This window comes from Pseudomonas fluorescens (genome assembly GCF_001648775.1).
GTDB lineage: Bacteria > Pseudomonadota > Gammaproteobacteria > Pseudomonadales > Pseudomonadaceae > Aquipseudomonas > Aquipseudomonas fluorescens_M.
Genome location: NZ_LVEJ01000021.1, coordinates 56,091 through 70,088, shown reverse-complemented (window position 1 = coordinate 70,088; position 13,998 = coordinate 56,091). Strand labels below are relative to the sequence as shown.

The 13,998-nt window shown below is 59.4% G+C and carries 13 protein-coding genes; 6 read left to right on the top strand and 7 right to left on the bottom strand.

Annotation, left to right across the window (positions count from 1 at the left end):
- The first annotated feature begins 171 nt into the window (after positions 1-171).
- Positions 172-927, top strand: coding sequence for a sulfate transporter CysZ (gene cysZ / locus A8O26_RS19260; protein WP_064119384.1), 756 nt, complete (start codon positions 172-174; stop codon positions 925-927).
- A gap of 25 nt (positions 928-952) precedes the next feature.
- Here the strand turns inward: cysZ and A8O26_RS19255 are convergent, their stop codons facing one another.
- The gene (locus A8O26_RS19255; RefSeq protein ID WP_064119383.1) at positions 953-1,528 is read right to left on the bottom strand and encodes a hypothetical protein; all 576 of its coding nucleotides are present in this window, start codon (positions 1,526-1,528) and stop codon (positions 953-955) included.
- A 114-nt stretch (positions 1,529-1,642) separates the two neighbouring features.
- Here A8O26_RS19255 and A8O26_RS19250 point away from each other — a divergent pair, with 114 nt between their 5' ends.
- Complete coding sequence (locus A8O26_RS19250; RefSeq protein ID WP_064119382.1) at positions 1,643-2,842, top strand: glycosyltransferase family 4 protein; 1,200 nt, start codon at positions 1,643-1,645, stop codon at positions 2,840-2,842.
- Between the two features lie 136 nt (positions 2,843-2,978).
- Here A8O26_RS19250 and A8O26_RS19245 read toward each other — a convergent pair whose 3' ends face one another.
- The 3 genes from A8O26_RS19245 to A8O26_RS19235 all read right to left on the bottom strand — a co-directional run bounded on the left by A8O26_RS19245 (position 2,979) and on the right by A8O26_RS19235 (position 5,332).
- The gene (locus tag A8O26_RS19245) at positions 2,979-4,082 is read right to left on the bottom strand and encodes an NADH:flavin oxidoreductase (protein WP_064119381.1); all 1,104 of its coding nucleotides are present in this window, start codon (positions 4,080-4,082) and stop codon (positions 2,979-2,981) included.
- Between the two features lie 158 nt (positions 4,083-4,240).
- Positions 4,241-4,723: a glutathione peroxidase gene (locus A8O26_RS19240; protein ID WP_064119380.1), complete on the bottom strand. Its 483-nt coding sequence runs from the start codon at positions 4,721-4,723 to the stop codon at positions 4,241-4,243.
- Positions 4,724-4,846: 123 nt separating this feature from the next.
- Positions 4,847-5,332, bottom strand: a complete 486-nt coding sequence (locus tag A8O26_RS19235) for an FKBP-type peptidyl-prolyl cis-trans isomerase (protein WP_056782966.1) — start codon at positions 5,330-5,332, stop codon at positions 4,847-4,849.
- On the opposite strand from A8O26_RS19235, the gene A8O26_RS29475 reads away from it, so the two are divergent.
- The 3 genes from A8O26_RS29475 to A8O26_RS19225 are packed head-to-tail and all read left to right on the top strand — an operon-like array spanning position 5,301 to position 8,693.
- Positions 5,301-5,627: a DUF3565 domain-containing protein gene (locus A8O26_RS29475; RefSeq protein ID WP_081265220.1), complete on the top strand. Its 327-nt coding sequence runs from the start codon at positions 5,301-5,303 to the stop codon at positions 5,625-5,627. The two genes, A8O26_RS19235 and A8O26_RS29475, sit on opposite strands and share 32 nt — an antisense overlap.
- 60 nt (positions 5,628-5,687) lie before the next feature.
- Complete coding sequence (pta, locus tag A8O26_RS19230; RefSeq protein ID WP_064119379.1) at positions 5,688-7,787, top strand: phosphate acetyltransferase; 2,100 nt, start codon at positions 5,688-5,690, stop codon at positions 7,785-7,787.
- Positions 7,788-8,693, top strand: coding sequence for an acyltransferase (locus tag A8O26_RS19225; protein ID WP_064119378.1), 906 nt, complete (start codon positions 7,788-7,790; stop codon positions 8,691-8,693).
- Positions 8,694-8,865: 172 nt separating this feature from the next.
- Here A8O26_RS19225 and cysN read toward each other — a convergent pair whose 3' ends face one another.
- The 3 genes from cysN to A8O26_RS19210 all read right to left on the bottom strand — a co-directional run bounded on the left by cysN (position 8,866) and on the right by A8O26_RS19210 (position 12,702).
- Complete coding sequence (cysN, locus tag A8O26_RS19220) at positions 8,866-10,764, bottom strand: sulfate adenylyltransferase subunit CysN (protein ID WP_064119377.1); 1,899 nt, start codon at positions 10,762-10,764, stop codon at positions 8,866-8,868.
- 9 nt (positions 10,765-10,773) lie between these two features.
- Positions 10,774-11,691, bottom strand: coding sequence for a sulfate adenylyltransferase subunit CysD (gene cysD, locus A8O26_RS19215; protein WP_007912374.1), 918 nt, complete (start codon positions 11,689-11,691; stop codon positions 10,774-10,776).
- A gap of 252 nt (positions 11,692-11,943) precedes the next feature.
- Entirely contained in the window at positions 11,944-12,702 is a 759-nt protein-coding gene (locus tag A8O26_RS19210) for a Nif3-like dinuclear metal center hexameric protein (protein ID WP_064119376.1), read from the bottom strand.
- Positions 12,703-12,805: 103 nt separating this feature from the next.
- On the opposite strand from A8O26_RS19210, the gene algW reads away from it, so the two are divergent.
- Entirely contained in the window at positions 12,806-13,963 is a 1,158-nt protein-coding gene (gene algW, locus A8O26_RS19205; RefSeq protein ID WP_064119375.1) for a Do family serine endopeptidase AlgW, read from the top strand.
- Positions 13,964-13,998 lie beyond the last annotated feature (35 nt).

The window sequence follows — 13,998 nt, the reverse complement described above, 5'->3', positions numbered from 1 at the left end:
GGCAAGATTAAGGAAATACGGTTTAACAATCCAGCTCATAGGTGGTCTCTATGCCGACACACTGACGAGATGGACGTCTTTGTTACAGTGAATGTCGATCGCTCTGCCGCGCTTTCGCAGCCGTTGCAAAGTCGGTAAGGTCGGCGCGTTTTCCCTTGCTCGGAGTACCTTATGCCCGCCCCTGTTCTGTCCGGCCCGCAATACCTGCGCGAAGGCCTGAAACTGGTCCTCAGCCCTGGCCTGCGCCTGTTCGTGTTGTTGCCGCTGGCGATCAACCTGGTGCTGTTCGTCGGATTGATCTATCTGGCCGGCCACCAATTCAGCCTGTGGGTCGATACGCTGATGCCCTCGCTGCCCGAATGGCTGAGTTTCCTCAGCTACATCCTCTGGCCCTTGTTCGTGGTGCTGGTGGCATTGATGGTGTTTTTCACTTTCACCATGCTCGCCAACGTCATCGCCGCACCGTTCAACGGCTTCCTCGCGGAAAAAGTCGAAGTGGTGGTGCGCGGCACCGATGACTTCCCGGCATTCAGCTGGGGCGAACTGATCGCCATGGTCCCGCGCACCCTCGCCCGGGAAATGCGCAAACTCGGCTACTTCCTGCCACGGGCGATCGGTCTGTTCATTCTCTCGTTCATCCCGGTGGTCAATATCGTCGCCGCGCCGCTGTGGCTGCTGTTCGGCGTGTGGATGATGGCGATCCAGTACATCGACTACCCGGCGGACAACCACAAACTGGGCTGGAACGAGATGCTCGCCTGGCTGCGCCAGAAGCGCTGGCAGAGCATGAGCTTTGGCGGGATTGTGTATCTGGTGCTGCTGATTCCGGTGGTCAACATCCTGATGATGCCGGCGGCTGTCGCTGGCGCAACGCTGTTCTGGGTGCGTGAACGTGGTGCCGAGGTGCTGGCTCAGGAAAAGGCCTGAGCCAGCAGGCTTTAATCCTGATAACTCAGGGGTAAACGCCAGCTAACATCAGCCCTACCAACACCCACACCGCAACGCCTGGCACGATGATCAGCAAGTTCCAGGCGTTGAAGCGATTGTTACTCAGGCCCTGAGGATCGTCCGCAGCCAAATTGATCAGTTGTTGACCTTCGCTCGCGACATAAACTCTTATCGGCAACATGATCAAGGCGACAAGACCAAGAAAACTCAACTCAGGAATCTGCTTGGGAAGCTTTTCGAATATGTGCGCGACGACGGTCAATACCACAAAGACTGTCGCCCACTGCTCAAGATCCCAATCGGACTTACCGCCCCTGTCGTGGATTCGCTTTTTGGCTTGCCGATAAAGCTGATGCACGAAAAACAAATAAAAGAACGCGCGTGCCCACGGCCATAACTCTTGTCGAGTACTTCGCTTGTACAGGCTCCAGTTCTTGTAGATCCAGAAGTAGAAATACAGACCAAAACTGAGGATCGACAGCAGCAAGAACTTCCAACGTGCGACAACATAAAACTCTGGAGTTTGTTCATCCGCAACCAACAGTTGCGCCTCAGGCGACGCATAAGCATTCTCGGACACAGCCGTTTTCCTGGAAAAGAGTTCAAGCCAAGGCTAACGACCGCACAGGCAAAAGGTTTAGGCAGACTGAAAGCAGCTGTCATCAATCCATCACCAACTCGACACAATGACGACATGGCCTCAGCCGACACTGAGGCCATGACGACAGCTCTAAACATCACTCTGATCAGCGAAACCTTTCCACCGGAAATCAACGGCGTGGCCAATACCCTTGGCCGCTTGTGCGATGGATTGCGCGCGCGTGGTCACCAGGTCGAACTGGTGCGCCCGCGTCAGGCCGGTGATCCGCTGCGCAGTGAAGATGAAGCGCTGCTGCTGTGTCGGGGCTGGCCGCTGCCGGGGTATCCGGGGCTGCAATGGGGTCAGTCGTCGATGCACAAACTGTTGCGGCGCTGGAAACGTCAGCGTCCGGATGTGCTGTACATCGCCACGGAGGGCCCGCTCGGATTGTCGGCGCTGCGTGCAGCGCGGCGTTTGGGGATATCGGTGGTCAGCGGTTTTCACACCAACTTTCAGCAATACACCAGTCAATATGGGCTCGGTCTGCTGACGCGGATGCTCACGCATTATCTGCGCTGGTTCCACAATCGCTCGGCGATGACATTGGTGCCGAGCGTCAGCCAGCGGCTGGAGCTGGAGCGGCGGCATTTCGAGCGGTTGGCGTTGTTGTCGCGAGGTGTGGACAGTCAGTTGTTTCATCCGAGCAAACGCCTGAACGCCTTGCGTGAGCAATGGGGACTGAGCGAGCGCGACGTTGCCGTTATTCATGTAGGACGCTTGGCTCCGGAGAAAAACCTGGGCCTGCTCAAGCGCAGCTTCGCAACCCTGCGCGAGACGTATCCACAGCGCAATCTGAAACTGATCGTGGTCGGGGACGGGCCGCAACGGCTCGCGCTGGAAAAGGAATTGCCCGAGGCAATCTTCTGCGGCGCACAGCGCGGTGAGGCGTTGGCGGCGCACTACGCGTCTGGCGATGTATTTCTGTTTCCGAGCCTGACCGAAACCTTCGGCAATGTTGTGCTCGAAGCTTTGGCCTCGGGGCTTGGTGTGGTGGCTTACGATCAAGCGGCAGCGGCGCAGCATATTCGTCATGGCTACAACGGCGTGCTGGCGATGCCCGGTGATGAGCAGGCGTTCTGCGAGGCGGCGGCGTGGTTGCTGGAGGAGGATGAGACGTTGCGTTGCGTGCGCCTGAATGCGCGACAGCATGCGAGTCGCCAGGGCTGGCCGGCGGTTATCGAGCAGTTTGAAAAGCATTTGCGCGGGGCTTGTGTAGGCGAGCAGGCAGTCCCGAATGCGCAGACATTGCCTTGAAGCTTTGCTGATAGCAAAACCGCCTTCGCGAGCAGGCTCGCTCCCACAGGGGATCTTCAGTGAACACAAATTTTGTGAACACCAGATAAACCTGTGGGAGCGAGCCTGCTCGGGAAGGAGTCTATGAGGGCGCTGGTTAAACCAGCGTCATCAACGCCTCACGGCTGAACGGCAGGATGTCCTGCTCGCGCCCTTCGCGGACTTTCTGCGCCCAATCCGGATCCACCAGCAGCGCACGCCCCACCGCGACCAGATCGAATTCCTCTTTGTTCAGACGCTCCAGCAGGTTTTCCAGACTGGCCGGTTGCGCGACCTTGTCGGTGTTGACCATGAACTGCAGAAACTCACCATCCAGCCCCACGCTGCCGACGGTGATGGTCGGTTTGCCGGTCAGTTTGCGGGTCCAGCCTGCCAGGTTCAGCTCGGAACCGTCGAACTCCGGCTCCCAGAAACGCCGCGTCGAGCAGTGGAAAATATCCACGCCGGCGTCGGACAACGGCTGGAGGAACTCACCCAGCGCTTCCGGCGTTTGCACCAGGCGCGCGGTGTAATCCTGCTGCTTCCACTGCGAAAAGCGGAAGATGATCGGGAAGCCTTCACCGACCGCAGCACGGACCGCTTGAATCAGTTCGATGGCAAAACGCGAACGGTTGGCCAGGCTGCCACCGTATTCGTCGCTGCGCTGGTTGCTGCCTTCCCAGAAAAACTGGTCGATCAGGTAACCGTGCGCGCCGTGGATTTCCACGCCGTCCATGCCGATGCTTTGCGCATCCTTGGCCGCTTGGGCGAAGGCGGCAATCACGTCCTGAATGTCTTGTTTGGACATGCCGTGCACCACGACCTGACCGTCCTTGAGTTTTTCCGACGGACCATAGGCCGGCACGCTGGCGTCCGGCTCGGTGCCGATGCGGCGCACGCTACCCACGTGCCACAGTTGCGGAACGATTTTGCCGCCCTCGGCGTGAACGGCGTCGACGACTTTTTTCCAGCCGGCCAATGGCGCATCACCAAAGAATTGCGGTACGTTCGGATAGCCGTTGGAGGCGATGTGGCCGACAGTGGTGCCTTCGGTGATGATCAGGCCGACACCGGCCGCGGCGCGACGACGGTAGTACTCGATGACTTTCGAGTTCGGTACACCGCCCGGGGAAAACGAGCGGGTCATTGGCGCCATGACCACGCGGGTCGGCAGTTCGAGGGCACCGAGTTGGAACGGTTTGAACAAGGCTTGAACGGGCATCGAAAGGCTCCACGAAAACGTTATCGACAAGGCATAAAACCATATGACGGCGATAATATGCGTGAAGACATCTTCGCGATAGCACTATTGATCTGAATGATTAAGGGTCAAAAGGCAGGCAAAAAAAATCGCCGCCCGAGGGCGACGATTCTTGTCTTTCAGCCCAGCGCTTTTTCAATCGCATGAACAATGGTCGGATCGTCTGGCGCCGTGCGCGGTGAGAACCGGGCCAGCACGCGGCCGTCCTTGCCGAGCAGGAACTTCTCGAAATTCCAGGTGATGTCGCCGGGAAATTCCGCACCCTCGCCCGCCAGCAGACGGTAGAGCTGATGGCGGTCATGACCATTGACTTCGAGCTTGCTCGACAACGGAAACGTCACGCCGTAGTTGAGGCTGCAGAAATCCTGAATTTCCTTTTCAGTACCGGGTTCCTGGCCGGCAAACTGGTTGCACGGCAGACCCAGCACAGTGAAGCCTTTACCTTTGAATTGCTGATAGAGGTTTTCCAGCGCCGCGTACTGTGGGGTCAAGCCGCATTTGGAGGCGACGTTGACCACCAGCACGACTTGGCCCTTGAACGGCGCCAGCGGTAGCGCCTGACCATCCAGGGCTGTCAACTTAAGGTCGTGAAAAGCACTCATGGCGAACTCCAAGATTCCCGTGTTCTACTCGAAACAGCCACTTGGCGAGGTCACCAAGGACAGCCGCGGACTAAAAAGGCGCCCGCAGGCGCCTCTCCAGTACTCGAAGCTTAGCGCAGAAAATCAGTGGTGATGGCCACCTTCGCCATGGACGTGGCCATGAGCGATTTCTTCCTGGCTGGCATCACGGATGTCAACGATCTTCACTTTGAAGTTCAGGCGCTGACCGGCCAGTGGGTGGTTGCCGTCGACTGTTACGTCGTCGCCGTCGAGGTCACGGATGGTGACGATTTGCATCTGGCCGTCCGGCGCCGAAGCGTGGAACTGCATGCCGACTTCCAGCTCGTCGACGCCTTCGAACATGCTGCGGCTCAGGGTGCTGACCAGCTCGGCGGCGTATTCGCCGTAAGCGTCTTCCGGCTCAACGGCAACTTCCAGCTCGTCACCAACAGCTTTGCCTTCCAGAGCTTTTTCCAGGCCCGGGATGATGTTGCCTGCGCCTTGCAGGTAGACCAGCGGAGCGCCGCCGGCGGAGCTGTCGATGACCTCACCAGCGTCGTTGGTCAGGGTATAGTCGATGGAGACAGCCTTATTGGCGGCGATCAGCATGGGGCGAGACCTTTTGCAGAAGAATATAGAAAGGCCAAGTTTAGCGAAGCAATCGCGCGAAAGCGAACACAACCCGGACAAACGGGTTTCGACGATTGCAGGCTTCCATCAGGACGAAGACGGTCACTGGGTGGTCGAGCTTTCCTGTGGCCACACGCAACACCTGCGCCATCAGCCACCGTGGCAATCACGCGCATGGGTGCTCGACCCGGCGCAACGTATTGAAAAAATAGGCCAACCCTTTGCCTGCGGTTGGTGCGCTCAAGGCTCGGTTAGCGCTAACCTTGGCGACTGAATTTCGGTAGGTCGTCAGCTATAAGCGACCGCCATTGCCATGCAACTTTAGAGAATTCGCATGCAAACTTTTTTTATCGCCCCCACCGATTTTGGCGTGGGTCTGACCTCCATCAGCCTCGGGCTGGTGCGCACACTTGAGCGCGCCGGCCTCAAAGTCGGTTTCTTCAAACCGATTGCCCAGCCGCACCCGGGCGACACCGGCCCTGAGCGTTCCACCGAACTGGTGGCGCGCACCCACGGTCTGAAACCGCCGCAGCCACTGGGTCTGGCGCATGTCGAGCGGATGCTCGGCGACGGTCAACTCGATGAGTTGCTCGAAGAAATCATCACGCTGTATCAGCAAGCGGCCATTGGCAAAGACGTGCTGGTCGTCGAAGGCATGGTGCCAACTCGCAGCGCCAGTTACGCCGCGCGGGTCAATTTGCATTTGGCCAAGAGCCTCGACGCCGAGGTGATTCTGGTCTCGGCGCCGGAAAACGAAGTGCTCGCCGAACTCTCCGGCCGGGTCGAATTGCAGGCGCAATTATTCGGCGGGCCGAAAGACCCGAAAGTCCTCGGTGTGATCCTCAACAAGGTCAAGACTGACGAAAGCATGGACGCCTTCGCCACGCGTCTGAAAGAGCATTCGCCGTTGCTGCGCAGCGGTGATTTCCGCTTGCTCGGTTGCATCCCATTCCAACCCGAACTCAACGCACCACGCACCCGCGACGTCGCCGATCTGATGGGTGCACAAGTGCTCAACGCCGGCGATTACGAAACCCGCCGGATGACCAAAATCATCATTTGCGCGCGGACCATGCGCAACACCGTCGAGCTGCTCAAGCCTGGCGTGTTGGTGGTAACGCCGGGCGATCGCGACGACATCATCCTCGCCGTCAGCCTCGCCGCGATCAACGGCGTGCCGCTAGCCGGGCTGCTGCTGACCAGCGACACCCTGCCCGATCCGCGCATCATGGACCTGTGCCGTGGCGCGTTGCAGGCCGGTTTGCCGGTGTTGTCGGTGAGCACCGGTTCTTACGACACGGCCAACCTGCTCAACGGTTTGAACAAGGAAATCCCCATTGATGACCGCGAGCGTGCGGAGATCATCACTGATTTCGTCGCCAGCCATCTCGACGCCAAATGGCTGCACCAGCGCTGCGGCACGCCACGGGAAATGCGCCTGTCGCCGGCGGTGTTCCGCTATCAGTTGATCCAGCGCGCGCAAGCGGCGAACAAGCGCATCGTCCTGCCCGAAGGCAGCGAGCCGTTCACCGTGCAAGCCGCGGCGATCTGTCAGGAACGCGGGATCGCCCGTTGCGTGTTGCTGGCCAAACCTGCAGATGTCGAAGCCGTCGCCCGCGCCCAAGGCATCGTCTTGCCGCCGGGACTGGAGATTCTTGATCCGGATCTGATCCGCGAGCGCTACGTCGAGCCGATGGTGGCCCTGCGCAAAACCAAAAGCCTTAATGCGCCGATGGCCGAGCAGCAACTGGAAGACACCGTGGTGATCGGCACCATGATGCTCGCGCTGGATGAGGTCGACGGTCTGGTCTCGGGTGTGATCAACACCACCGCCAACACCATCCGCCCGGCCCTGCAACTGATCAAGACCGCGCCGGGCTGCACGCTGGTGTCGTCGGTGTTCTTCATGCTGTTCCCGGAAGAAGTGCTGGTCTACGGCGACTGCGTAATGAACCCGCACCCGAGCGCCACAGAGCTGGCCGAAATTGCCCTGCAAAGCGCCGACTCGGCGGCCGCGTTCGGCATCACCCCGCGCGTGGCGATGATCAGTTATTCCAGCGGCGAATCGGCGACGGGTGAAGAAGTCGAGAAAGTCCGCGAAGCCACCCTGCTCGCCCACGAGCAACAGCACTCGCTGCTGATCGACGGCCCGCTGCAATACGACGCCGCCGCCAACGCCGAGGTCGCCCGGCAACTGGCGCCGAACAGTCAGGTCGCCGGTCGCGCCACCGTATTCGTGTTCCCGGATCTGAACACCGGCAATACCACGCACAAAGCCGTGCAGCGCAGTGCCGATTGCGTCAGCCTCGGGCCGATGCTGCAAGGCTTGCGCAAACCGGTGAATGACTTGCCGCGCGGCGCGCAGGTCGATGACATCGTCTACACCATCGCCCTCACTGCGATTCAAGCCGCCAACCGACCTATGGATGTGTAAATGCTGGATTTTCTACCTGCACCGCTGCGCGGCGTGATCGCCTCGCTGCTGTTGGCACTCAATACGATTGTGCTGTGCTCGTTTCTGTTCTGCGTGGCGCTGATCAAAGTGCTGCCGTTCGACCTCGCCCGACGCGCCTCACTGTGGCTGATGAGCCACACCCATGAAGCGTGGATTAGCAACAACAAGGCCTGGATGAATCTGGTGCGCCGCACTCGCTGGCACGTCAGTGGTCTGCAAGGCCTCGACTATCAGCACTCGTATCTGATCACCAGTAACCACCAGAGCTGGGTCGATATTCTGGTGCTGCAATACGTGCTAAATCGCCGGATTCAGCCGCTGAAGTTCTTCCTCAAGCAGGAGCTGATATGGGTGCCGGTGATCGGTCTGGCGTGGTGGGCACTGGGCTTTCCGTTCATGAAGCGCTACTCCAAGGCGTACCTGGCCAAGCACCCGGAGAAGAAAGGCAAAGACCTCGAAACCACCCGCAAAACCTGCGCGAAGTTTCGTAATAACTCGGTAGGGATTTTCAACTTCGTCGAAGGCACGCGCTTTACCGAAGGCAAGCATGCGCAGCAGCAATCGCCGTTCAAATACCTGCTCAAGCCCAAGGCTGGCGGGATTGCCTTTGTGCTGGATGCGATGGGTGAGCAGTTGGAGTCGATCGTCAACGTGACGATTCACTACCCGGCCGGGCGTCCGGGGTTCTGGGATTTGCTCTGCGGCAATGTGCGCGATGTGGTGGTGCACTTTGAAGAGCTGAAGATTCCCCAGCAATTCATTGGCAAGAATTACGATCAGGACGGCGAGTATCGTTTGCAGTTTCAGGGCTGGATCAATCAGCTGTGGCTGGACAAGGATGCGTTGCTCGAACAGATGCACCGCGAATACCCAGGCAAACACTAACCCCCTGTGGGAGCGAGCCTGCTCGCGAAAGCTTTATTTCATTCAACATTGACGCAAGCTGATCCACCGCTTTCGCGAGCAGGCTCGCTCCCACAGTTTTGATCGCCGTATGCCCAATAAAAAAGCCCGCCGATGATTGCTCATCGGCGGGCTTTTTATTTGTCGCTAACGCTTAGATCGCGCCACGCTTGCGCAGCAGATCCAGCACTTGCTTGACGCTTTCTTCCAGACTCAGCGTCTGCGTGTCGATCACCAGATCGGCATTCAGCGGCACGTCGTACGGGAAGGATTCGCCCGGGATGTTGTCGCCAGCGGCGGCATACAGACCTTGCGGATCACGCTCGGCGCACACGGCCGGCGAGGCCTGCACGTAGACCGTCAGCAGACGATCCTTGCCGATCAGGTCCTTGGCCTGCTCGCGACCTTCAGCGCTTGGCGCGACGAACGCGGCCAGGGTCAGCAGACCGGCTTCGTTGAACTGACGCGCGACGTGCGCGGCGCGACGCCAATTTTCAGTGCGACCGGCGCGATCCTGTGGCAGACCTTTATTCAGGTCGTGACGCAGGTTCTGGCCATCCAGCACAAACACCGCACGGCCCATGTCGAACAGCTTGCGCTCGACCGCGTAAGCCAGCGTGCTCTTGCCCGCGCCCGACAGGCCGCTGAACAACACGGTGGCCGGTTGCTGGCCGAAACGCTGAGCGCGCTCTTCCGTGGCTACATGGGCAAGTTTGCCGTGATGCGTAGCGGTGCCGTGGGTCACTGGCTGCGCGACGATCATGCCGGCGCCAACGGTGCCGTTGGTCAAACGGTCGATGATGATGAACGCGCCGGTGGTGCGGTTGCTTTCGTAACCGTCGAGGGCGATCGGCGCGTCGAGCGCGATCTTCACCTTGCCGATTTCGTTGAGCTGCAACGCGCTCGCCGGGCCTTCTTCCAGAGTGTTCACGTCAACCTTGTTAACGATGCTGGCAATCGAGCCCGGCACGTAACTGGTGGCGCGTTTGATGTCGTATTTCTTGCCCGGCAGCATCGGCTCTTCAGCCATCCACACCAGCATCGCTTCGAAGCTGTCGGTGACCGGTGGGACGTTGTCGGCATGCACCAACAGGTCGCCACGGGAGATGTCGATTTCGTCTTCCATGGTCAGCGTGACTGCCTGACCTGGACCTGCGTGTTCCAGCTCACCTTCGAAAGTGACGATGGATTTCACGCGGCTGCTCTTGCCCGACGGCAGCACCACAACTTCGTCGCCCTTGTGCACGATGCCGCTGGCCAGCGTGCCAGCGAAACCACGGAAGTTCAGGTTCGGACGGTTGACGTACTGCACCGGGAAACGTAGATCGGTGAAGTTGCGATCGCCCGCGACTTCCACGGTCTCGAGGATTTCCATCAGCGACTGGCCTTTGTACCAAGGCGAGCGCTCGGACTTGTTCACTACGTTGTCGCCTTTAAGGGCAGACATCGGCACGAAGTGCATGCTGGTCGGCTTCATCTTCAAGCCTTCGGCGAACTTCAGGTAGTCAGCCTTGATCGACTCGAACACGCCCTCATCGAAGTCTTTCAGGTCCATCTTGTTGATGGCGACGACGATGTGTTTGATCCCCAACAGGGAGGCGATGAAGCTGTGGCGACGGGTCTGGGTCTGCACGCCGTAACGCGCATCGACGAGAATGATCGCCAGGTCACAGGTGGAGGCACCGGTCGCCATGTTGCGGGTGTACTGCTCATGGCCGGGGGTGTCGGCGATGATGAATTTGCGCTTGGCGGTGGAGAAATAGCGGTAAGCGACATCGATGGTGATGCCCTGCTCACGCTCGGCCTGCAGGCCGTCGACCAGCAACGCCAGGTCGATGTCGTCACCGGTGGTGCCGACTTTCTTCGAATCGCGGGTGATCGCTTCGAGGTGATCTTCGTAGATCATCTTCGAATCGTGCAGCAGGCGCCCGATCAGGGTGCTCTTGCCGTCATCGACGTTACCGCAGGTCAAAAAGCGCAGCAGTTCTTTACGTTCGTGCTGGCCCAGGTAGGCGAGGATGTCCTCGCTGATCAAATCAGATACGTGCGACATGACAACCCCTTAGAAATAACCCTGACGTTTTTTGTCTTCCATCGAGCCGGCGCCATCGTGGTCGATGACACGGCCCTGGCGCTCGGAAGTTCGCGTCAGGAGCATTTCTTGAATGATGTCCGTGAGGCTTTCGGCCTCGGACTCCACGGCGCCCGTCAACGGGTAGCAGCCAAGGGTGCGGAAACGCACTTTCTTTTTGACGATGCGCGCTTTGTCTTCGTCGGACAGGTGTTCGAGGATGCGCTCGTCGTCGATCATGATCAGCGTGCCGTTCTTCTCGATCACTTCACGTTCGGCGGCGAAGTACAGCGGCACAATCGGGATGCCTTCGAGGTAGATGTACTGCCAGATGTCCAGTTCGGTCCAGTTCGACAGAGGGAATACGCGGATGGATTCGCCCTTGTTGACCTTGCCGTTGTAGACGTTCCACAGCTCTGGGCGCTGGTTTTTCGGGTCCCAGCGGTGCTTGCTGTCGCGGAACGAGTACACGCGCTCTTTGGCGCGGGATTTCTCTTCATCGCGACGGGCGCCGCCGAAGGCTGCGTCGAAACCATGCTTGTCGAGTGCCTGTTTCAGGCCCTCGGTTTTCATGATGTCGGTATGCTTGGCGCTGCCGTGGGTGAACGGGTTGATGTTCTGCGCCACGCCGTCCGGGTTGATGTGAGTGATAAGGTCCAGGCCCAGTTCTTCGACCATCTTGTCGCGGAACTTGTACATCTCCTGGAATTTCCAGCGGGTGTCGACGTGCATCACCGGAAACGGCAGTTTGCCCGGGAAGAACGCCTTGCGTGCCAAATGCAGCATCACGGCGGAGTCTTTACCGATGGAGTACAGCATCACCGGGTTATCGAACTCGGCGGCCACCTCGCGGATGATGTGGATGCTTTCCGCCTCCAGCTGTTTCAGATGCGTCAGTTTGTCGACCATGGCTACTCACGAAAACTTTCTTATGAACGGCCAGCGGGCCGTGTTCGAGCGGGAAATCCTAGCACAGCGGCCTCTTCTAATCAGGACGCCAACTAGATCGAAAGGGTATATGAATATGCCCACCAGTTCGGCCGATGGGGACCAATGTGGGAGCGAGCTTGCTCGCGAAAGCGGTGTGCCATTCAACAATGATGGCGACTGATACGGCCTCTTCGCGAGCAAGCTCGCTCCCACAGGGATTTGCGGTGGTTTTCAGATCGGGTTGGGGCAGTCGATGAAGATGTGTTCGACGGCGAAGCGTTTCGCCAGGTAGTCGCCCAGTGCCTGTACGCCGTAGCGCTCGGTGGCGTGGTGGCCGGCGGCGATGAAGCTGATGTCGTTCTCGCGGGCACTGTGGAAAGTCTGCTCGGACGCTTCGCCGCTCAGGTACAGATCGACGCCAGCAGCGACGGCCTGATCGATATAACCCTGACCGCCACCGGTGCACCAGCCGACCCGGCGGATCATCGGATTGCCTTCAATCAGCAACGGTTCGCGGCCCATGACGTCCTGCACCTTGCGGGCGAAATCGCGTGCTGTCATCGGTTCTTTCAAGGATCCCACCAGGCCGACGATTTTCAGGTTATCCGGATCCAGCGGGCCTTCGACAGTGATGTCCAGTTGGCGAGCGAGTTGCACGTTATTGCCGACATCCGGGTGCAGATCCAGCGGCAAGTGGTAGGCGAGCAGACTGATATCGTACTTGAGCAACGTCTTCAGTCGGCGCTGCTTCATGCCGGTGATGCAGGGATTCTCGCCCTTCCAGAAATAGCCGTGATGCACCAGCACCAGATCGGCCTCGGCCTCGACGGCGGCATCGAGCAAGGCCTGGCTGGCGGTGACGCCGCTGACGATGCGCATCACCTGCGGACGGCCTTCGACCTGCAAGCCGTTGGGGCAATAATCGGCAATTTTCGCACTGCCGAGGTAACGGTCGGCTTCTTCGACGAGGGTGCTGAGGGCAACGGCCATGAAAGACTCCTAAATATCCCGTTCAGAGGCACGCGCGGCCTCGTATAATGCGCGACATTATGGGCGGTCTGACCCCGCCTGCAACTCTTCCAGGACGTGCTTAATGTTCAAGGCGCTGCGTTTTATGGGCTGGCCGTTGTTGGCCGGCGTGCTTATCGCTCTGTTGATTATTCAGCGTTACCCGCAGTGGGTCGGGCTGCCGAGCCTCGACGTCAACCTGCAACAGGCCCCGCAAACCACCAGCGTGCAGCAGGGGCCGGTGTCCTATGCAGATGCGGTGACCATCGCGGCGCCCTCGGTGGTCAACCTGTACACCACCAAAGTCATCAACAAACCGGCGCATCCGCTGTTCGAAGATCCACAGTTCCGGCGTTTCTTCGGTGATAACTCGCCGAAGCAGAAACGCATGGAATCGAGCCTCGGTTCCGGCGTGATCATGAGCCCGGAAGGCTACATTCTGACCAACAACCACGTGACCAGCGGCGCCGACCAAATTGTCGTGGCGCTGAAGGACGGTCGTGAAACCCTCGCCCGGGTGATCGGCAGCGATCCGGAAACTGACCTCGCGGTGTTGAAAATCGATTTGAAAACCCTGCCGGCCATCACCGTCGGCCGCTCCGACAACATTCGTATCGGCGACGTTGCGCTGGCCATCGGCAACCCGTTCGGCGTCGGCCAGACCGTGACCATGGGCATCATCAGCGCCACCGGGCGTAATCAATTGGGCCTGAACAACTACGAAGATTTCATCCAGACCGACGCGGCGATCAACCCGGGCAACTCCGGCGGTGCGCTGGTCGATGCCAACGGCAACCTCACCGGCATCAACACGGCGATCTTCTCCAAGTCCGGCGGCTCGCAAGGCATTGGCTTTGCGATCCCGGTGAAACTGGCGATGGAAGTGATGAAGTCGATCATCGAGCACGGTCAGGTGATTCGCGGCTGGCTGGGCATTGAAGTGCAGCCGCTGACCCAGGAACTGGCCGAGTCGTTCGGCTTGTCCGGACGGCCGGGGATTGTCGTCGCCGGGATCTTCCGCGACGGCCCGGCGCAGAAGGCCGGCCTGCAATTGGGCGACGTGATTCTGAGCATCGATGGCGAGCCGGCCGGCGATGGCCGTCGTTCGATGAACCAGGTCGCGCGGATCAAACCGACTGACAAGGTGACGATTCAGGTGATGCGCAACGGCAAAGAGCTCAAGCTCACCGCTGAAATCGGCCTGCGCCCACCACCGGCGCCGGTGCAGGAAAAAGAAGAGTAAAACTTTCTTCGCGCCAGGCGCGCGAATAAAAGACA